Source organism: Leclercia sp. GHBNCSD, from assembly GCF_055805075.1.
In genome coordinates this window covers 3,899,324-3,919,641 of sequence record NZ_JBQVYO010000001.1, presented here as the reverse complement: position 1 = coordinate 3,919,641, position 20,318 = coordinate 3,899,324, and the positions used below count along the sequence as shown (strand labels likewise).

General features: G+C 60.8%; 17 protein-coding genes. 4 read left to right on the top strand and 13 right to left on the bottom strand.

Going from position 1 to position 20,318, the window contains the following annotated elements; all coding sequences use genetic code 11:
* Positions 1–40 precede the first annotated feature (40 nt).
* From ACT3IC_RS18750 to nasR, 6 genes are all read right to left on the bottom strand, one after another.
* The gene (locus ACT3IC_RS18750) at positions 41–2,551 is read right to left on the bottom strand and encodes a nitrate reductase (RefSeq protein WP_420193687.1); all 2,511 of its coding nucleotides are present in this window, start codon (positions 2,549–2,551) and stop codon (positions 41–43) included.
* On the bottom strand, positions 2,548–6,528 hold the full coding sequence (nirB, locus tag ACT3IC_RS18745; protein ID WP_473478574.1) for a nitrite reductase large subunit NirB: 3,981 nt from the start codon (positions 6,526–6,528) through the stop codon (positions 2,548–2,550). Before nirB ends, ACT3IC_RS18750 begins: the two co-directional genes overlap by 4 nt.
* Before the next feature lie 11 nt (positions 6,529–6,539).
* Positions 6,540–7,328, bottom strand: a complete 789-nt coding sequence (locus ACT3IC_RS18740) for an ABC transporter ATP-binding protein (protein WP_103179937.1) — start codon at positions 7,326–7,328, stop codon at positions 6,540–6,542.
* Between the two features lie 10 nt (positions 7,329–7,338).
* On the bottom strand, positions 7,339–8,226 hold the full coding sequence (gene ntrB / locus ACT3IC_RS18735; RefSeq protein ID WP_180210497.1) for a nitrate ABC transporter permease: 888 nt from the start codon (positions 8,224–8,226) through the stop codon (positions 7,339–7,341).
* A gap of 1 nt (position 8,227) precedes the next feature.
* On the bottom strand, positions 8,228–9,475 hold the full coding sequence (locus ACT3IC_RS18730; protein ID WP_263950660.1) for a CmpA/NrtA family ABC transporter substrate-binding protein: 1,248 nt from the start codon (positions 9,473–9,475) through the stop codon (positions 8,228–8,230).
* A gap of 228 nt (positions 9,476–9,703) precedes the next feature.
* Positions 9,704–10,870, bottom strand: coding sequence for a nitrate regulatory protein NasR (gene nasR, locus ACT3IC_RS18725; RefSeq protein ID WP_103179940.1), 1,167 nt, complete (start codon positions 10,868–10,870; stop codon positions 9,704–9,706).
* 73 nt (positions 10,871–10,943) lie between these two features.
* Here nasR and ychN point away from each other — a divergent pair, with 73 nt between their 5' ends.
* The 3 genes from ychN (at position 10,944) to ACT3IC_RS18710 (ending at position 13,642) form a co-directional block, all read left to right on the top strand.
* Entirely contained in the window at positions 10,944–11,297 is a 354-nt protein-coding gene (gene ychN, locus ACT3IC_RS18720) for a DsrE/F sulfur relay family protein YchN (RefSeq protein ID WP_103179941.1), read from the top strand.
* Positions 11,298–11,403: 106 nt separating this feature from the next.
* Entirely contained in the window at positions 11,404–13,188 is a 1,785-nt protein-coding gene (locus tag ACT3IC_RS18715; protein ID WP_473478570.1) for a methyl-accepting chemotaxis protein, read from the top strand.
* Between the two features lie 211 nt (positions 13,189–13,399).
* Positions 13,400–13,642: a DUF1883 domain-containing protein gene (locus tag ACT3IC_RS18710; protein ID WP_039030709.1), complete on the top strand. Its 243-nt coding sequence runs from the start codon at positions 13,400–13,402 to the stop codon at positions 13,640–13,642.
* A 40-nt stretch (positions 13,643–13,682) separates the two neighbouring features.
* Here the strand turns inward: ACT3IC_RS18710 and ACT3IC_RS18705 are convergent, their stop codons facing one another.
* Complete coding sequence (locus ACT3IC_RS18705; protein WP_103179944.1) at positions 13,683–14,378, bottom strand: gamma-glutamylcyclotransferase; 696 nt, start codon at positions 14,376–14,378, stop codon at positions 13,683–13,685.
* Between the two features lie 192 nt (positions 14,379–14,570).
* Positions 14,571–14,801, bottom strand: coding sequence for a putative cation transport regulator ChaB (chaB, locus tag ACT3IC_RS18700; RefSeq protein ID WP_159339480.1), 231 nt, complete (start codon positions 14,799–14,801; stop codon positions 14,571–14,573).
* A 268-nt stretch (positions 14,802–15,069) separates the two neighbouring features.
* Between chaB and chaA the strand changes: the two genes are divergently transcribed.
* A complete protein-coding gene (gene chaA, locus ACT3IC_RS18695; protein ID WP_336998427.1) occupies positions 15,070–16,170 on the top strand; it encodes a sodium-potassium/proton antiporter ChaA in 1,101 nt (366 codons plus the stop codon).
* Between the two features lie 113 nt (positions 16,171–16,283).
* Here the strand turns inward: chaA and kdsA are convergent, their stop codons facing one another.
* Genes kdsA through prfA form a run of 5 tightly spaced genes read right to left on the bottom strand, consistent with a single transcriptional unit; the run spans position 16,284 to position 20,288 of the window.
* Positions 16,284–17,138, bottom strand: a complete 855-nt coding sequence (gene kdsA / locus ACT3IC_RS18690) for a 3-deoxy-8-phosphooctulonate synthase (protein WP_103179947.1) — start codon at positions 17,136–17,138, stop codon at positions 16,284–16,286.
* Positions 17,139–17,174: 36 nt separating this feature from the next.
* Entirely contained in the window at positions 17,175–17,984 is an 810-nt protein-coding gene (gene sirB1 / locus ACT3IC_RS18685; RefSeq protein WP_103179948.1) for an invasion regulator SirB1, read from the bottom strand.
* 3 nt (positions 17,985–17,987) lie between these two features.
* On the bottom strand, positions 17,988–18,380 hold the full coding sequence (sirB2, locus tag ACT3IC_RS18680; protein ID WP_473478564.1) for an invasion regulator SirB2: 393 nt from the start codon (positions 18,378–18,380) through the stop codon (positions 17,988–17,990).
* A complete protein-coding gene (gene prmC / locus ACT3IC_RS18675) occupies positions 18,373–19,206 on the bottom strand; it encodes a peptide chain release factor N(5)-glutamine methyltransferase (RefSeq protein ID WP_263950656.1) in 834 nt (277 codons plus the stop codon). The genes sirB2 and prmC overlap by 8 nt, the downstream gene beginning before the upstream one ends.
* On the bottom strand, positions 19,206–20,288 hold the full coding sequence (gene prfA / locus ACT3IC_RS18670) for a peptide chain release factor 1 (RefSeq protein ID WP_103179951.1): 1,083 nt from the start codon (positions 20,286–20,288) through the stop codon (positions 19,206–19,208). Before prfA ends, prmC begins: the two co-directional genes overlap by 1 nt.
* Positions 20,289–20,318 lie beyond the last annotated feature (30 nt).

Below are 20,318 nucleotides of genomic sequence, written 5' to 3'. Positions count from 1 at the left end.
CGCATCCTTTGGGCCTGATAAGCGCAGCGCCACCAGGCGTTTACACCCTCACAGAAAGCATCGCTTTCAGCTCCGGCACACAGGAGCCGCAGTTGGTGCCGCAGCGCAATTTTGCCCCCAGCGCCGCCGCAGAGTCGCATCCCCCCGCAATGGCCTCGCGGATAGCGTTTTCGCCAACGCTAAAGCAGCTACAGATGATGCGCCCCGGATCGCTGCGCTCGCCAGGATCCTGCCCGTCAAGCAGGGCGTGACGCTCCGCCAGCGCGACCGGCGCGACGTGAAACGCGGCTTCGATAAAAGTATGCGCCAGCCCTGGCAAAGCGGTGTCTTGCCAGAAGCCGAGCATTAATGCTCCCTGATGCCAGGCCAGCAGGCTGCTGCGCTCGCCCGTCTGCGCGATTTGCAGCTGCCAGCCCTGGCCGGCGCAGTGTGCCAGCAGCCACTCCAACAGCGGCTTGTCCCCCGCCAGGGTCAGGCGCGACACCCCCTTTGCCGCCTTGCGCCACCAGTGGACGTGTGTCGGCAGGGTCAGTTCCTCCCGGCTGTAAAGCTCCCCCTGCCAGGCAGGCTGCCACGGCATGAGTCGCACCGCAGTCTGTTTGCTCTCCGGCTGGCCGGAGTGGGGATCGCAGCGCCCTTCTACCAGGGCATTCACTTTGCCCTGGCGTGAAAAACAGCTGTTCCAGTGCATCGGGACAAACAGCTCCCCGGGGCGCTGCCCGTCATTGATCCGCGCCCGGACCACCATCAGCCCGCGCTGGGCGCTGATGCGTGCCAGTTGTCCATCCTGCATCCCCAGCCGGGCGGCATCCTGCGGCGAGATCTCCACGGTCGGTTCATCGCGGTGCTGCATCAGGCGCGGCACGTAGCCGGTGCGGGTCATGGTGTGCCACTGATCGCGCATGCGTCCGCTGTTGAGGGTAAAGGGATAGAGCAGATTCGGCGTAGCGCCATGCGTCTGCGGGTTGACCGGCACCCGGTGCGCACGGGTGAATACTTCCCGGTTGACGGGCCACTGCCAGGGCGTCAGCCCATCCCACTGCGCGCGGGTCAACTGCGTCAAGGCCGCGAGGTTAAGCTGCCGTTCGCCATGGTTCTCAAAGGCGGTCAGGGCGGCGTGTTCGGTAAAGATGGCGTGAGGATGATCCCAGGAGAAGGCCGCGCCATGGCCCAGCCTCTGCGCGATACGGGCGATGATCCACCAGTCGGGTTTCGCCTCGCCGGGCGCGGGCAAAAAGGCGCGCTGACGGGAGATGCGCCGTTCGGAGTTGGTCACCGTCCCCTCTTTCTCTCCCCAGCCGAGCGCCGGAAAACGGATGTGGGCGAAGCGGCTGGTATCGGTGTCGCGCATCACTTCGGAGACCATCACCAGCGGACAGGCCGCCAGCGCCTGGCAGACTGCATGGCTGTCCGGAAGGGATACTGCCGGGTTAGTACCCATGATCCACACCGCCTTCACTTCACCGCGGGCGATGGCCTCAAACAGCTCCACCGCCATCAGTCCCGGCGTCTGCGCCAGCCGCTCCGTCCCCCAGAAGCGGGCCACGCGGCTTAAATCGTCCGGCGTGAAATTCATGTGCGCCGCCAGCTGATTCGCCAGCCCGCCCACCTCGCGCCCGCCCATCGCATTGGGCTGACCGGTCAGCGAAAAGGGTCCGCAGCCTTCGCGCCCAATTTTTCCGCTCGCCAGATGGACGTTGATTATGGCATTGCACTTGTCGCTGCCGCTGGTGGACTGGTTGATCCCCATGGTATAGAGCGTCACTGCGCGCGGTGCGGCGGTAAACCAGGCGTAAAAGGCGGCGACATCGTCGGGCGGCAGGCCGCAAAATTCGGCCACCCGCTCAGCCGGCCAGTCGCTGGCCTGGCCGGGGTCGACCGCGTTGAGCAGCCCCACGAACAGCCCGGCGTCGCTGCCAGGCGTCAGGGCCAGATGCAGATCGGCAATGTCACAGGTCGCGGTGCGCCGCGGGTCGATCACCACCACCTTCAGCGCCGGATTGTCGATTTTCGCCTGCGCCAGGCGCTGATAGAGCACCGGATGGGTCCAGGCGGCGTTCGAGCCCACCAGCACCACCAGATCGGTCTTTTCAATATCCTCGTAGCTGCACGGCACCACATCTTCGCCAAAGGCGCGCTTGTAGCCCACCACCGCCGAGGACATGCAGAGCCGGGAGTTGGTGTCGATATTGGCCGCGCCGATAAAGCCCTTCATCAGCTTGTTGGCGGCGTAGTAATCCTCCGTCAGCAGCTGGCCGGAGGCATAAAAGGCCACCGCCTGCGGCCCATGTTTTTCAATAATCTCCCGCAGCCGCGTACCCGCGATATCCAGCGCCTGTGCCCAGCTCACCGGCTGGTCGTCCACCTCCGGGTGCAGCAGGCGGCCCGCTAAGCCGGTGGTCTCCCCCAACGCCGAGCCTTTAACGCACAGCCGTCCGAAGTTGGCCGGATGGCTGTCGTCCCCGCGCACGCTGACCTCGCCGTTTTCGACGCGGGCGATCACCCCGCAGCCCACGCCGCAGTAAGGACAGGTCGTTTGGGTTTCCGTCATGAGGCCTCCGCGCGCATCACCAGCTCTTCACTGCCCACCTGCACCCGGTCGCCATCGACTCTGACCGGCCAGGCGCGCACCGCCACTTCGCCGGTTTCAACATGGCGCCCGTCGCGCAGGCGGATCCGCGTTTTATACAGGGGCGAGATCACCACCGGCTCGCCCCCGGCATCGCCGAGAATGCCGCGCGACAATACGCTGGCGCTGCCGCCCGGCTCGCGATCCTCCAGGGCATAAATCGCCTTACCAAAGCGGAACAGTGCAATGGGCTGTGTACCCAGACGCGCGCCAATGCCCGCCTGTTCCGGGATCTCGTCCAGGGTACAGATATCCTGCCAGCGTTTTGCGGATGCTGGCGCGACGTCGAGAGTGCGGAACTGCGCCAGACGGCCCGGGTCCTGCAAAGTGGTCTGCCATTCGCACTGATAGGTATCCACCACCCGCTGCATCTCCTGCTCCAGCTCGGCGGCAATGCCGAGGCTGTCGTCGATGATCACCTCGCGCAGGTACGCCAGCCCGCCCTCGAGGTTATCCCGCCAGGTGCTGGTGCGCTGCAGGCGGTCGGCGGTGCGAATATAGAACATCAGGAAGCGGTCGACGTAGCGCAGGAGCGTGGCGTCGTCGAGATCGCTGGCGAACAGATCCGCATGGCGGGGCTTCATCCCGCCGTTGCCGCAGAGATAGAGGTTCCACCCCTTGTCAGTAGCGATCACCCCCACGTCCTTGCTCTGGGCTTCGGCACACTCGCGGGTGCAGCCGGAAACGGCCATCTTGATCTTGTGCGGGGCGCGCAGCCCCTTGTAACGGTTCTCCAGCGTCACCGCCAGCCCGGTGGAGTCCTGCACCCCATAGCGGCACCAGGTGGAGCCAACGCAGGATTTTACCGTGCGCAGGGATTTGCCGTAGGCGTGGCCGGTTTCAAACCCGGCGTCGATCAGCTGCTGCCAGATCTCCGGGAGCTGCTCCAGCCGGGCGCCAAACAGGTCGATACGCTGCCCGCCGGTAATTTTGCTGTAGAGCTGATAGCGTTTGGCGATCTGGCCGATGGCGATCAGCCCGTCGGCGGTGACCTCCCCGGCGGCCATGCGCGGCACAATGGAGTAGGTGCCATCTTTCTGGATATTGGCAAAGTAGCGGTCGTTGGTGTCCTGCAGGGGCAGATGGGCCGGTTTCAGCAGATATTCGTTCCAGCAGGAGGCCAGCACCGATCCCACCAGCGGCTTACAGATCTCGCACCCGTGCCCCTGGCCGTAGCGGCTGATAAGCTGATCAAAGGTGTGGATGCGGTTGACGCGCACCAGGTGGTAGATCTCCTGACGCGAGTACGCGAAGTGCTCGCAGATGTCCTTTTTCACCTCCACGCCCTGGGCCGCCAGCTGGAACTCCATCACCTGTTTCACCAGGGCGCTGCACCCGCCGCAGCCGGTGGCCGCTTTGGTGCACTGTTTCACCGCCCCGATGTCGGTGGCACCGCTGCTCACCGCCTGGCAGATGTCGCCTTTGCTGACGTTGTGGCAGGAGCAGATCTGCGCGCTCTCCGGCAGAGCCGCCACGCCCAGCGCTTTCGGGGCGCTGCCCGCCACCGCAGGCAGGATCAGGGTTTCCGGATCGTTGGGCAGGCGGATGTCGTTAAGCATCATCTGCACCAGGGTGGCATATTCGCTGGCATCCCCCACCAGCACGCCGCCAAGCAGAGTTTTATTGTCGGCACTGACCACGATCTTCTTGTAGATCTGCTGCGGGCCGTGAGTCCACTGGTAGCTCTGCGCCCCTGCGGTGCGGCCATGGGCATCGCCGAACGACGCGACATCTACGCCTAACAGTTTCAGCTTGGTGCTCATGTCCGCACCCATAAACGCGTTCTCTTCTCCCGCCAGCGCGGCGGAGGCCACCCGCGCCATCTGGTAGCCGGGCGCCACCAGACCGTAGATTTTTCCCTCCCAGAGGGCGCATTCGCCGATAGCAAAAACATCGCTATCCGAGGTGCGGCACTGGTTGTCGATGGCAATCCCCCCGCGTTCGCCCAACGTCAGGCCGCAACTCCGGGCCAGCGCATCCTGCGGGCGGATCCCGGCGGAGAAGACCACCATGTCGGTCGCCAGCTCGCTGCCGTCGGCGAAGCGCAGTACCATCCCGCTGTCGGTTTCTGCGATTTCGGTGGTGGCCTTACTGGTATGTACCCCCACGCCGAGGGCTTCAATTTTACGGCGCAGCATCGCGGCGCCGTCGTTATCAAGCTGCACCGCCATCAGGTTCGGGGCAAACTCCACCACGTGCGTATCCAGCCCAAGCTGTTTCAGGGCGTTGGCCGCCTCCAGCCCCAGCAGGCCGCCGCCAATCACCACCCCGGTGCGCGAATTTTTTGCATGGGCGGCGATGTTATCCAGGTCGTCGAGAGTACGGTAGACAAAACAGCCCGGCAGATCCCGGCCCGGCACCGGCGGTACAAAGGGGTACGAACCGGTCGCCAGCACCAGCTTGTCCCAGTGGGTTTCATGCCCTGATCCCGTGCGAATCACCCGGGCGTCGCGATCGATGGCGACCACCGGCTGGGAGAGGCGCAGCTCAATGCCGTTATCGGCAAAGAAATCTCCGGCCACCATCGACAGCGAGTCGGCGCTGCGTCCGGCAAAATATTCCGACAGATGGACGCGATCGTAGGCGGCATAGCGCTCTTCGCCGAAGACCACAATCTGATACTGCTGATGCAAACCGCGATTGACGCAGTCTTCAAGAAAATGGTGGCCGACCATACCGTGCCCAACCACAACCAGAGTAGGTTTTGTCATAGCGTTCTGTCCTGCAACCTGCGGCTGCGTAGTGAATCGATCGAACAGCCAGTCCGCCTGAGCGGGTTCTGACGTTGCCAGTAAATCGGTGAGGGTGGCCGCGCTGCGACACTCCCCCATCAGCAGCACGCCTGCCAGCGTGCCGTTGCGAACCAGTAGACGACGGTAGTGGCGGGTCAGCGGGTCCCAGCTGGTCCACACCGCATCTTTTTCCTGCGCGATAACCTCGCCAGCGCTGAACAGCTCAATACCGGTCACCTTCAGGCGCATGCCATTTTGGGTGGGGGTAAAAGGTGCGACGCACTCCCCGGCGAGACGGACGGCGAGGATCTCCGCCTGGGCGAGGCACGGCGCCACCAGCCCCCAGGTCTCGCCGTTTAATTCACAGCACTCGCCGATGGCGCTGATGCCCTCCATTGCGGTGCGCATCTGGTTATCCACCAGGATCCCCCGGCCGCACGGCACGCGGCTTGCCTGCGCCAGGGCGATGTTGGGCAACACGCCCGTCGCCAGTACCACCCGGGTGGCGGCCAGGGTGCGTCCGTCGCTGAGGGTGACGCTGTCAGGGGCGATCTGCGACAACCCGGCGTTCAGCTCACAGCCGATACCTCGCTCGCCGAGCGCCTGCTCCAGCAGCAGACCCGCCTGCTGGTCGAGCTGCTGCTCCATCAGCCACGGACCGCGATGGACTAACGTGACATTGTCACCTTGCTGTCTTAATGCTGCGGCGGCTTCCACGCCGAGTACCCCGCCCCCCAGCACCACCGCCGGGCCGGGCATCGCCAGAATGGCGTTCACATCCTCCAGGGTGCGAAAGGTGAAGACGTGGGGCAGATGGCTGCCGGGGATGGGCGGCACAAACGGCCGGGAACCGGTGGCAAAGACCAGTTCATCCCATACGAACTGTCGGCTGTAAGTACGCAGCGTTCGGGCGCTGATATCCACTGCCCGCACCCGCTCGCCGCACACCACGGTGATGCCGCGCGTCCGATACCAGCTCTCATCGTGAAGCTGTGTCGCCGCCGCCTCTTTCTCGCCCCCCAGCACCGGCGAAAGCTGTATGCGGTTGTAGGCGTGTACGCCCTCCTCGCCGATGAGGGTGATCTCAAAGCGGCCTGGCGCGCGCTCGGTCAATGACTCAACCAGCCGCGTTGCCGCCAGTCCGTTTCCAATGATGACCAGGCGCATGGTTATGCTCCTCAGGCCGCTTTCGGCTGTTTTTCATAGAGGAAGTGCAGGATCTGCTGGCGCATATGGTGATAGCGGCTCTCCTCCGCCAGCTGCACCCGGTTGCGCGGGCGCGGCAGGTCAACGCGCAAAATCTCCCCTACCGTCGCCGCCGGGCCGTTGGTCATCATCAGCACCCGATCCGAGAGCAGCACCGCTTCGTCCACGTCATGGGTGATCAGCACGATGGTGGTGTTCAGCTCCTGCTGAATGTGCATCACCGAATCCTGCAGATGGGCACGAGTCAGAGCATCGAGGGCGCCGAACGGCTCATCCATCAGCAGCACTTTTGGCTTCATCGCCAGGGCGCGGGCAATCCCCACCCGCTGCTTCATGCCGCCGGAGATCTCCCCCGGCCGCTTGTGGATGGCGTGCCCCATCTGCACCCGCTCGAGGTTGTGTTCGATCCACTCCCGCCGCTCGGCTTTGCTCATGCTGCGGCGGAACACCTGATCCACCGCCAGCGCTACGTTGTCGAAGCAGGTGAGCCACGGCAGCAGGGAGTGGTTCTGGAACACCACCGCCCGCTCCGGCCCTGGCCCGGCGATCTCGCGGTTATCGCAGAGAAGCCCACCTTCCGTCGGCAGGGTGATGCCGGCGATCAGGTTCAGCAGCGTCGATTTGCCGCAGCCGGAGTGGCCGATCAGGCTGATGGTCTCCCCTTCGTGAATATCAAAAGAGACGTTCTGCAACGCCAGAAACTCGCCGCTGGCGGTGGAAAAACGCTGGCTGACGGCCTGGACCTGAATGAGAGGTTTCATCATGTGCTCCTTATTTTTCCTGCCAGCTGAAACGGCGGGCGATGAGCATCAGCCCCTGCTCCAGCAGCAAACCCACCACGCCGATAATGACGATGGCGATGAGAATGTTTTCGACGTTGAGGTTGTTCCACTCGTTCCAGATCCAGAAGCCGATCCCCAGCCCCCCGGTGAGCATCTCGGCGGCGACGATCACCAGCCAGGCGATACCGATGGAGAGCCGCACCCCGGTCAGCACCGCAGGCAGCACGGCCGGGAAGAGAATGCGGCGCATCACCGTCCACTCGGAGAGCTGCAACACCCGCGCCACGTTGAGGTAATCTTCCGGGATACGGCGCACCCCTTCGGCGGTGTTGATGACCATCGGCCAGATCGAGCAGATAAAAATGGTCCAGCTGGAGGCAGGCTCCGCCTTCTGGAACAGCAGCAGGCCGATGGGCAGCCATGCCAGCGGGCTGACCGGGCGCAGCAGCGCAATCAGCGGAGTGAACATGCGGGACATAAAGGTAAACCGGCCAATCATAAAGCCCAGCGGGATGCCGACGATCGCTGCCAGGCCAAAGCCGATAGCGACACGCTGCAACGAGGCCAGCACGTTCCAACCCACTCCCATGTCATTGGGGCCATCGCGGTAGAACGGATCGGCAAACAGCGTGATGGCCGAGTCCAGGGTGCTGAGCGGCGTCGGGAACCCTTTGCTGTTGATAGCCGCCAGTTGCCAGGCGATCACCAGTAATCCCAGGCCAAGCAGCGCCGGAATGATGCGCTGGAGCAGATCGTTGGTCCGGCGGGCAAACCCCGGAGTACGGCGGCGGACCTGCACCGGCGGCAGGGCGATCACTTCCCCGCTGACCGGCTCGGCGGGTATGGCGGGTGCGGCTTTAATGTTGACATTTTTCATATCAGGCCCCTGTACGGTGAATGGCGAAACGGTTGGCGTAACCCTTCGGATCGGTGCCGTCCCAGACGGTGCCGTCCATTAAGGTGCTGGTGCGCAGCGGCGATGAAGGTGCGCGAATGCCGCCCACGGCAGTGGCGGCCTCCTGCCAGATGTCGGTGCGGTTGATGCGCTGGGCGATAGCGGCGTAATCCGGGTCGGTTTTCAGCAGTCCCCAGCGGCGGAACTGGGTCAGGAACCACATTCCGTCGGAGTGCCACGGGTAGCTCACCGCCCCCTCCTCAAAGAAGCGGATCGGGTTAGCATCCTGCCAGCGGTTGCCGGTTCCGCTGTCGTATTCGCCCAGCATCCGGCCAGTGAGGTACTGCTCTTTGGTGTTGAGCCAGGCGCGCCGGGCCAGCAGCTGCGCGGTCTCCTCTTTGTTCTGCGGTGAGGCGTCGATCCAGCGCTGGGCCTCCAGCAGGGCGCTGACCAGCGCCCGGGCCGTGTTCGGATATTGCTCTACCCACTCGTGGCGGGTGCCGAGCACTTTTTCCGGATGTTCCGGCCAGATGGACTGGGAGGTGGCGGCGGTAAAGCCGATGCGATCGTTAATAGCGCGGGCGTTCCACGGCTCGCCGACACAAAAGCCAACCATATTGCCGATGCGCATGTTCATCACCATCTGCGGCGGCGGCACCACCACGGTGCGCACGTCGTCGAAGGGGTTGATGCCTGCGCTCGCCAGCCAGTAGTAGAGCCACATGGCATGGGTGCCGGTGGGAAAGGTGTGGGCGAAGGTGTAGGTGCCCGGTGCCTCCCGGGCGATGAGCTTCTTCAGCCCCTCGACGTCGCGCACGCCCTGTTGAGCCAGATCGCTCGACAGGGTGATCGCCTGCCCGTTCCGGTTGAGGGTCATCAGGTTGGCCATCGGTTTAGGTTTACCGGCGATCCCCAACTCCAGGCCATACAGCAGGCCATAGAGAATGTGCGCTGCGTCCAGCTCCCCGGCCACCAGCTTGTCGCGCACCGCCGCCCAGCTCGCCTCTTTGCTCGGCACCAGGGTGAAGCCATATTTCTTATCGAACCCTTTCCAGGCCGCGATCGCCAGCGGCGCGCAGTCGGTCAGCGGGATAAAGCCGACGCGCACCGTCTCCAGCTCCGGTTTATCGGAGCCCGCGGCCCATGCGCTCTGCATCAATCCCGGCACCATCAGCGTCCCGCCCGCCAGCGCACTGGCCTGTAAAAAACGCCGTCTTGTCCATTCCACCATGCTCACTCCTGAAAAAATGGCAAAAAAAAGCGCCCGGCAGTGCCGAAGCACCGCAGGACGCCTTTATCCTCAAAAACGACACACCGCCGTTGGCGCGTCGTCAGAATTGTTATGTTGATTAATGCAAGGGTGATGCCAGGTTTTAAAGGCTTAAATAACGGGGTTTTTCTGCCTGCCGACAGCGAGAACGCACCTCAACCATGCAGGCGTTGCCCATCCGGGGTGCATTTACTGCTGCCACAGGGCTTTGACCGTCAGCAACGCGCGGGCGATATCCACCATCCGTTGATTTTTATCCATCGCCATCTTGCGCAGCTGGCACCAGGCCTGCTCCTCACTCATCTGCTGATGGGTCATCAACACGCTTTTGGCCTTGTCGATCACCTTGCGCTCCTCCAGCGTGTCGCGCATCGAGGCCAGCTGGCGGGAGAGCTGCTCGATCTCCTGCGCCTGCTGGCGCACCAGCGGCAGCAGCGGTTTTTGCGGATAGAGGGCCAGCGGCTCCGCCGTCTGCGGCTCTGCGGGCGGCTCGTCGTCAGCCTGGCTAATCAGCGACTCCACCGCCAGCATCAGATCGGCGATCTGCATCTCCTCCAGGGTGCGCAGATGTTCGAGGCGTTCGGTTTGCAGCGAGAACCAGTGCAGCGCCAGCACCCCCTGATCCGCGGCGGGTTGCCGGGTACAGGCCAGCCGCCGCAGCTGTTCGACCTCCGCCCCCGGTACGCTGAGGTTGAAAGGATCGTGCAGGCTGGGAGGGGTCAGGGAGAGGAAGACCTCGAAACAGGTTTGCTGGCCGTCGATTCTGTCTACCAGCGTCTGGCGCATCTCATCGCTGAAAAAGCCCTGGGTAAAGCCAATCGCTCCCAGCGCCCGCTCCTGCCCCACCAGCTCTTTGCCCTGCATCAGGCTATAGAGCGCGACAAATCTGCCCGCGATTTGCGGGTTATCAATGCTGTCATTGAGTTGCGGCACAATACTGAGCAGGTTTCGCAGCATACGGCTATAACGCTCCATCGCCGCCGTAGCGGGCAGCGCGCAAGCCGTAATGGCCTCACGCAGCGCGGGAAGCTGCTCCAGACTTTGCAGGGCGTTGGCCACCCGCTCGCACAGGGCACCGCTGGCCATCACCGGCGAGCCGAGCGCCTGGTGCAGCGCCTGCACATGCTCGTCTACCAGCGCGCGGCTGGCTTTACACTCCAGGGCATAGAGCGCCCCTTCGGAACAGAGCCAGATGTTGGAGGCGCCCCGCTCGCACTGTAGCATGTGCGCAAGATGGCTGATCCGGCTCACCAGCGTGCCCAGTTGTGCCAGCTTGCACAGCTGCTGTTTACGCAGCAGCCTGGCCTGCTGGAACCATTCCGTGGCGCCGGGTGGACGGCCTCTGTTTATCGTCATGCTTACTCTCCCGGGTCAGTGTCTGCCGAAGAGAGAAGCAATTTTCATGCCTTTTCATTATTCAGGAGTCAACATGCAGAAGATTGTGATTGTCGCTAACGGTGCGGCCTATGGCAGCGAATCGCTGTTCAACAGCCTGCGACTGGCGATTGCCTTACGCGAGCAGGAGAGCGACCTGGATCTGCGCCTGTTTTTGATGTCCGACGCGGTCACAGCCGGACTGCGGGGGCAAAAACCGGCGGAGGGCTACAATATCCAGCAGATGCTGGAGATCCTGACGGCGCAGAACGTGCCGGTGAAGCTGTGCAAAACCTGCGCCGATGGCCGCGGTATCAGCGCCCTGCCGCTGATCGACGGGGTGGAGATTGGCACCCTGGTGGAGCTGGCGCAGTGGACGCTATCCGCGGATAAACTATTAACTTTCTAATAATGCATTAACAAAAATATTTTTTTCTTATGAGCGCGGTTCCAGCTTCAAGTTTGCCTGCCCGATGCCGATAGGCTTTTTACAACAACACAGCAGGTATTTCATTATGTTCAGGTCAATTCGCGCTCGTATTATTGCGGCGACGATCGGATGTCTGATCGCCGCGCTTTTACTGAATACCGTGATTAATTTCCAGGTCACGCGTCAGGATAATCAACAGTCCCAACGTTCGATACTGGCCAGCACCAGCGCCAGCCACAGCATGGCGATTGCCGACTGGGTCAGCAGCAAGACGCTGGTGATCAACTCCCTGCAGAACGTCGTCCTGAGCGACGATCCGGTACCGATGTTTAAACAGCTGGCGCAGGCGGGCGGGTTTATCAACGTCTATGCCGGCTACGCCAGCAAAACCGCGAAGTTTTCCAATCCTGAGGGTGTACCTGCCGACTACGATCCAACGGTGCGTCCGTGGTATCAGCAGGCGGTGAGAGAGGATCGCGCCATCGTCACCGCCCCGTATGTGGATACCGGCACCAAAAAGCTGGTGGTCACTTTCGCCGTGCCGGTGAAAGAGAACGGCGAGCTGAAAGCGGTGCTGGCGGGCGATGTGGCGATGGACAGCGTGATCGCCAACGTGCGCGGCATCCATCCGACGCCAGCCAGCAGCGGGCTGCTGGTTGACAGCGAGGGTTCGGTCATCGCTGCCAGCGATCCCGAGCTGACCTTAAAGCCTTTTAAAGCGGTCATCAGCGGCGTCGATCTGGCTGCGCTGAAGAATGGCAACAGCGCCGAGGGGGAGTACAACGGCGTGGCGAAAACCTTCGCCGCAACCCCGATTGCCGGTACCCAGTGGCAGCTGATTGTCGCGCTTGACAGCGATGATGCGACGACAGGTATGCGTACCCTGCTGAAAGCTTCCTCCCTGTCGCTGGTTGTGCTGGTGCTGCTCAGCGCGGTGGTTGTGCATTTCGTGATTGCCCGCCTGCTTAAGCGCCTGTCGGATATTCGCGATGCGATGCACGCCATTGCCAACGGCACCAACGATCTCTCCCAGCGTCTGCCGGAGAAAGGTGATGATGAGGTGGCGCAGATCGCCCATGCCTTTAACGCCTTCAGCGATAAACTCGCGGTGGTGATGGTGCAGTTGCGCGACGCCAGCGCCTCGGTGAAGAACGCCGCCCAGGAGATTGCCGCCGGGAACCAGGATCTCTCTGGCCGCACCGAGCGGGCCGCCTCCAGCCTGCGTGAAACCGCCAGCGCCGTAGAGCAGATCACCGCCTCCGTGGCGCAGTCCACCGAATCTGCCGCCGTGGCGAACGAGCAGGCGGGCAAAGCTGCCGAGGCCGCGACGCGGGGCGGCAACGTGGTGTCGCAGGCGATCACCACCATGCAGTCCATCGAAGCCGCTTCAACCAAAATTGGCGATATCACCAGCGTGATTGACGGCATTGCTTTCCAGACCAACATTCTGGCGCTGAACGCCTCGGTTGAAGCGGCGCGTGCCGGTGAGCAAGGGCGCGGCTTTGCCGTGGTGGCGGGCGAAGTGCGCAATCTCGCCAGCCGCAGCGCCCAGGCGGCAAAAGAGATCAAAAGCCTGATCGACTCCACCACCGACAGCGTGGCGACCGGTTCGCGCTATGTGCATCTTGCCGGGCAGAGCATGAATGAGATCGTCACCAGCATTGGCAGCATGTCGGGGATCATGCGGGAGATCACCGTGGCGACCAGCGAGCAGATGAAAGGCATTCAGGAGATTAACCGCGCGGTGCTCAATCTGGACAGTATGGTGCAGCAAAACGCCGAACTGGTGGTGCAGTCGGCTGCCGCCGCCAGCGCCCTTCAGGGTCAGGCAGGCGACCTCGCTGAAACCGCCGGTCATTTCCGCATTTAATGTTAATCCGCTGCCTGAAAGCCGCGTAAAGCGATGTTCGCTGCGCGCTTTCAGGCATTTTGTCATTTTTGTTTAAGGCTTACGCCATTTTTTGATCAAAATCAGCACCCCGGCCCTTCCCCTTTGGTGTTATGCCATGAGTGAATTGTGAACAACATCACGCTCAGGATTAGCCGCAAGGAGAGCGTTGTTTCGGATACGGGGTAAAAAAATGGCACTGGTAAAAGCAAGTCTGAAGTTGTTTGGCGGGGATACGGTCGTGGTGCGCTGCTCAGAGCGTTGTCATATTCATCTGATGAGTAATAAAGCACCACGCAAAACGCAGGCAGATATTTTAAGCGTACAGGACAGAGACAACGCCTGGCTGACGGTGCCTTATACCGGAACCTGGGAGGTGCTCATCGACAGCCACAGCCAGTCGCTTGAGCACTCCATCAGCTACGTCGCAGCCTGATCATTCTTCGCCCGGTGGCGCACTGTCACCGGGCTTTTTTTCAGGCAAAGCCGGGGCGCAGCTGGCTTTCCGGCGATTCGTTATCCAGCAGTGCCCGCACCCGCGACACCAGCTCGTTCAGACAATCATCCTGCATGCCGAGACGCGTCAGCTCCTGATCGAGCGAGAAGAGATATTGTGCGTTGGTGCCAAGCGGGCCGCTGGCGGCGGCAATCAGCGGGGCGATGACCTGTGCGCGCGTGTCGGCCTCAAACAGCGGATGGCGAGGATCCATAATAAAGACCAGGGCGTTAACGGTGCGTCCATCATCCAGCTCCAGCCGACACCAGCTCGGCATATAGCAGCCAGTGATCATCTCACGCTTCCACAGCAGCGCCAGCTCCTCTTCCAGGGTCGCATCCGGCAGACGGTAGGCCACGCCGGTGGTGCGTCCGCCCTCTTTCAGTGCAAGCATACGGCCTGGCTGGCAGGCGCTGCCGCGTCCGGCGGTCAGGCGCAAACAGAAGGCTCGATGCCAGCCCGGAAGCGTCCCGGTTGCCGATTCAACATACTCCAGCGCCGGGTTCCACATCAGGGAACCGTAGCCGAAAAGCCATACCGGACCGTTGTCCGGACGGCAGGCCAGGGTCGCAGCCAGCGACGCTGCGCGTTGCTCGGCTGACCACAGAAGCGACTCTTCGATCGCACCAAAGGCCGTTCTGCAGTCGGCCTTCATAAGAAAATCACGCGTTAACATATTGCACCTCCGCCACTGCCTGCATCCCTGCCCTCACTTTATGAACCTTCCGGGTCCTTTTACTGCTCAATTAGAAAGCAGTAGGGTGACGATATGCAATAATCTCGCCGGGTGCAACAGAGCGCGAGGCCGACCGCCTTAAAAGTCAAAGCCGACGGTGCAAACTATTAAGCACAGCCAACTAAGCAATGACTATTTCTTCTTGTGCCACTTATCATCGTCTCCCTTTTCGTAATCCTGCTTCACCGCCGCCCAGGCCACCTTGTGTGCGGTCTCCTCACGACTGTCATCGCCCCGGCGGTCCGCTTTATCTTTGTACTGATCCCAGGCGCTGTTAAAGGCTTCTTTGTAGATATCCTGCGCGTGGGCAGGCAGTACGTTCTTAACGTTATCCGGTAAATCAGTTTTCGATTTGTATGGCATAGCAACCCCCTCTTTTTATTCACTTAATAAGTGTGGTCGACAATGCCGAAGGCTTCCAGTCGAATCGATAATCCTGGATTTCAGTTTCTTAATCTACTGTTATTAAGACCCTATTTAACAAAAATATATTATTATGACGCTCTCGTGAAATAATTCCCCTGTACCGTAAAATTAAGTAAAAGATACTCAGAGATTAACGGCGATCTGTTAATTTAAGCTCCTCACTTTCTGTCTATAATTACAAGCACCTGCCAAAACGGAGAATTACATGACAACCGCACACGAGACGGTGAAAACCCGTCATAAGGAGACGTCTCTCATTTTCCCGGTGCTGGCCCTGGCCGTGCTGTTCTTCTGGGGAAGCGCGCAGTCACTGCCAGTGGTCATCGGGATTAATATTCTGGCCCTTGTGGGTATTCTGAGCAGTGCTTTTAGCGTTGTACGCCATGCCGACGTGCTGGCCCACCGCCTGGGCGAACCCTACGGTTCCCTGATTTTAAGTCTTTCCGTCGTTATTCTCGAAGTGAGCCTTATTTCCGCTCTGATGGCGACCGGTGACGCCGCACCTACCCTGATGCGCGATACGCTCTACTCCATCATTATGATTGTCACCGGTGGGCTGGTCGGCTTCTCGCTGCTGCTGGGCGGGCGCAAATTCGCAACGCAATATCTGAACCTGTTTGGTATTAAGCAGTATCTGATCGCCCTCTTCCCGCTGGCGATTATCGTGCTGGTATTCCCGATGGCGCTGCCGGGGGCCAATTTCACTACCGGTCAGGCCCTGCTCGTGGCGCTGATTTCTGCGGCGATGTACGGCGTGTTTCTGCTGATCCAGACCAAAACGCACCAGAGTCTCTTCGTGTATGAGCATGAAGATGAGAGCGACGACGATGACCCGCACCACGGCAAGCCGTCCGCGCACAGCAGCCTGTGGCATACGGTCTGGCTGGTGGTGCATCTGATTGCGGTTATTGCAGTCACCAAGATGAATGCCGCACCGCTGGAGACGCTGTTGACGGCGATGAACGCGCCGGTGGCCTTTACCGGCTTCCTGGTGGCGCTGCTGATCCTCTCCCCGGAAGGGCTGGGGGCATTACGTGCCGTGCTGAATAACCAGGTACAGCGTGCCATGAACCTCTTCTTTGGCTCGGTGCTGGCGACCATCTCCCTGACCGTGCCGGTGGTGACGCTGATTGCCCTTCTTACCGGTAACGAGTTGATGTTTAGCCTTGGCGCACCGGAGATGATTGTGATGGTGGCGTCGCTACTGCTGTGCCAGATTTCATTTTCCACCGGGCGCACCAACGTGCTCAACGGTGCGGCGCACCTGGCATTGTTTGCGGCCTATCTGATGACGATATTTGCCTAGTCCTTTGCCCAGCGGCGCTTCGCTTGCAGGGCCTACGGGTTTTGTAGGCCGGGTAAGCGCAGCGCCACCCGGCAATAAGCGCATAAAAAAACCCGCCGAAGCGGGTTTTTTTATTAGTTGCTGGTATCCAGCTCTTCAAAGCTCTTGACCAGATCGTCAATCGCCTTAATCTGCTTCAGGAACGGCTCCAGCTTGTCCAGCGGCAGCGCGGATGGGCCGTCGCACTTGGCGTTGGCAGGATCCGGATGCGCTTCGATAAACAGACCCGCCAGACCGGTCGCCATACCGGCGCGCGCCAGTTCGGTAACCTGAGCACGACGGCCGCCTGAGGCTGCGCCAAACGGGTCGCGGCACTGCAGAGCATGGGTCACGTCGAAGATGACCGGCGACTGGTTAGAGACATTTTTCATCACGCTGAAGCCCAGCATGTCCACCACCAGGTTGTCATAACCGAAGTTGGAACCACGGTCGCAGAGGATCACCTGGTCGTTACCGCCTTCGATAAACTTATCGACGATGTTCCCCATCTGGCCTGGGCTGACGAACTGTGGTTTTTTCACGTTGATGACGGCGCCGGTTTTCGCCATCGCTTCGACCAGATCGGTCTGACGGGCGAGGAACGCGGGCAGCTGGATCACGTCAACCACGTCTGCCACAGGCTGCGCCTGGCTTGCTTCATGGACGTCGGTGATCACTTTTACGCCAAAGGTCTGCTTCAGCTCCTGGAAAATTTTCATCCCCTCTTCGAGGCCCGGGCCACGGTAAGAGCGAATAGAGGAGCGGTTGGCTTTGTCAAAAGAGGCCTTAAACACATACGGGATACCCAGCTTCTGGGTCACGGTGACGTAGTGTTCGCAGATACGCATCGCGAGGTCGCGGGATTCCAGTACGTTCATGCCGCCGAACAGCACGAACGGCAGGTCGTTCGCCACGTTGATATCGCCAATGCTAACCACTTTTTGTTTCATAGGATCGCCTTATTCAGGTGTGAATCGGAATTAAGATTAATGCAGTGTAATCTGTTTGTGCGCGATGGAATTAATCTGCGCGCGGATCATTTCGCTGATCGGATCTTCCGGACACTGCTCAACAAAATAGCTCAAATCATTCAGCGCAACGTGGTCACACTCAAGCTGCACGTAGATCAGGCCGCGATCGCGGATCTCGTAAGGATCTTCCGGGTTAAACTGCAGCAACACCTCACTGGCACGCAAGGCCAGCTCCATCTGCCGCTCTTCCATCAACGCTGACTTCAGGGTGTCCAGCAGCTTGCGAACCACCTCGGCGTTATCCGCTTCGTCCAGATCTTCGTTGTAGAGCTCCGCCATCGGGCTGATGTTGCCCTTCAGCCAGACATCCAGCGTGTGATCGTCGAGCGTGTCGCCATTAAAGGGATTGATTAACCACATCTCGCCGTCCAGCCACTCGGCGCGCAGCAGCATCTGCGTCGGGAAGATGACCGGCACCAGCGGAATATCAAGACGGTGCGCCACCCATAATAAAATCGCCCCCAGGGAGACAGCGCTGCCCTGACGGTTTTTCAGTACCTGATCGAGCCACAGCGCGTCGGAGAGCCGATACACGCCACGCGTATCGCAAAAGCCCCACTCGCCATAAAAAAGCTCAATCAGTTTCTCCAGTTGCCAGTCCTGAGGGCGCGCCTGATTAATCTCTTCACGCGCCAGACTCACCAGTTTCTCCAGTTCATCGTAGACGTATTGTGAAATGAAATCATCGCGGATCATCTCTGATACCTTAATCATTCCATCGCACAGCGGCACTTTGTTAAATTCGAAATCGGCCAAGGACTCCATGACTTACCCCAGTATCGGTATTCTTGTGGTGGCGAGTTTAATGATGATGTACAGCACCACCAGCCCCAGCAGAAAGGCAACAAACCCGGCCTGCTGGCTGCGCGGACGATGACGCCCCAGCGCAATAAAACCCAAAACGATATAGATGATAACGCCAAACAGCTTTTCAGTCAGCCATGACCCTTCATCTGTAAACGGCAGATAACCGGTCACCCACATCAACCCTGCGCCGGAAAGAAACAGCACGGTGTCGATGCAGTGCGGCAGAATCCGCACCCAGCGCGCGTTGATAAGGGCGTTATTGCTGTAACGCCACCAGTAACGCAGCGCAAAAAACGTGACGGTCAGGACGACTGCCGTCAGGTGCAGGGCGATCAGTACAGAGAAGCTATTCATGCCACTTGCCCACGGTCAGGCGCTCGTTGCCGCCATAGTCGCGACAGGTTTCAACCTGGGCAAAACCGGCCTGCAGGAAGAGATTGCGCACCGCTTCGCCCTGCGTCCAGCCATGCTCGAGCAGCAGCCAGCCATTGCTGACCAGGTGTTGGCGAGACTGGATAATAATATGGCTGAGATCTGCCAGTCCGTGATCCGCCGCAACCAGCGCGCTGCGCGGTTCAAAGCGCACATCCCCTTCGCCGAGATGCGGATCGCACTCATCGATATAGGGCGGGTTACTGACGATCATCTCAAACTGCTGGTCAGCAAGAGCGGTAAACCAGCTGCTCTGCTGCACCGTCACATTCTTTAACGCCAGGCGCTCAAGGTTACGCTGTGCCAGCGCCACCGCATCGGGCATGAGATCTACTGCCGTCACCTGACAGTCCGGACGCTCGCTGGCCAGCGCCAGGGCGATGGCCCCGGTGCCGGTGCCGAGATCCAGAATGCGCGCGGGGGTGGCGGGCAATCTCGCCAGCGCCTGCTCCACCAGGCATTCGGTATCGGGACGGGGAATTAGCGTTGCAGCAGAGACATAGAGCGGCAGCGACCAGAACTCACGTTCGCCCACCAGGTGCGCCACCGGCTCGCCGGTTTTGCGCCGGGCGAGGAGTGCATCAAGCTCTCTTTGCTGATCGGCGGTAAGCGCTGTTTCGCCAAAGGCGAGAATCCAGGTGCGTGCTTTGCCCGTCACATGCTCCAGCAGGATCTCCGCATCGCGACGGGGGCTTTCGCTCCCCGCCAGCGTGCTTATCGCCTGCTTTAGCCAGTGCTGAAAATCCATTAATCCTGCTCTGCCAGCGCTGCCAGCTGGTCGGCCTGGTACTCCTGCACGATAGGTTCGATCAGCAGATCCAGTTTGCCTTCCATCGTCTCATCCAGACGATAGAGGGTCAGGTTGATGCGGTGATCGGTCACGCGACCCTGCGGGAAGTTATAGGTGCGGTTGCGATCGCTGCGATCGCCGCTCCCCAGCAGGTTGCGACGGGTTGAGGCTTCCGCCTGCTGGCGTTTCGCCATCTCTGCGGCATGGATACGGGCACCCAGCACCGAGAGCGCTTTGGCTTTGTTTTTATGCTGGGAACGTTCGTCCTGACACTCCACCACGATGCCGGTTGGCAGGTGGGTAATACGGATCGCGGAGTCGGTGGTGTTAACGTGCTGACCGCCCGCGCCGGAGGAGCGGAAAGTATCGATACGCAAATCCGCCGGGTTAATGTCCGGCAGCTCAGCTTCCGGCAGCTCGGGCATCACCGCCACGGTGCAGGCGGAGGTGTGGATACGCCCCTGGGATTCGGTGGCCGGGACGCGCTGGACGCGATGGCCGCCGGACTCAAACTTCAGGCGACCATATACGCCCTCGCCGCTGATTTTGGCGATCACTTCTTTATAGCCACCATGTTCGCCTTCGTTGGCGCTCATGATCTCCACACGCCAGCGACGCGACTCGGCGTAGCGGCTGTACATGCGGAACAGATCCCCGGCAAACAGGGCCGCTTCATCCCCGCCGGTTCCGGCGCGGACTTCGACAAAGGCGTTGCGTTCATCGTCCGGATCTTTTGGCAGCAGAAGCACCTGAAGCTGCTGTTCCATCTCTTCGGAGCGGACTTTCGCCTCCTGCAACTCTTCCTGCGCCATCTCGCGCATTTCCGGGTCGTCGAGCATCATCTGCGCGGTTTCAATATCTTCCTGAACCTGCTGCCAGTCGGTAAAGCAGCGCGCAACGTCACTTAATTGCGCATATTCGCGCGACAGGGCGCGAAAACGTTCCTGGTCGGCAATGGTCGCGGCATCGCCGAGCAGCGCCTGAACTTCTTCATGGCGCTCGTGCAGCGCTTCCAGTTTGGCGACAATAGAGGGCTTCATAGGCGTAAGTGCACCTTTTAATTATAAAAT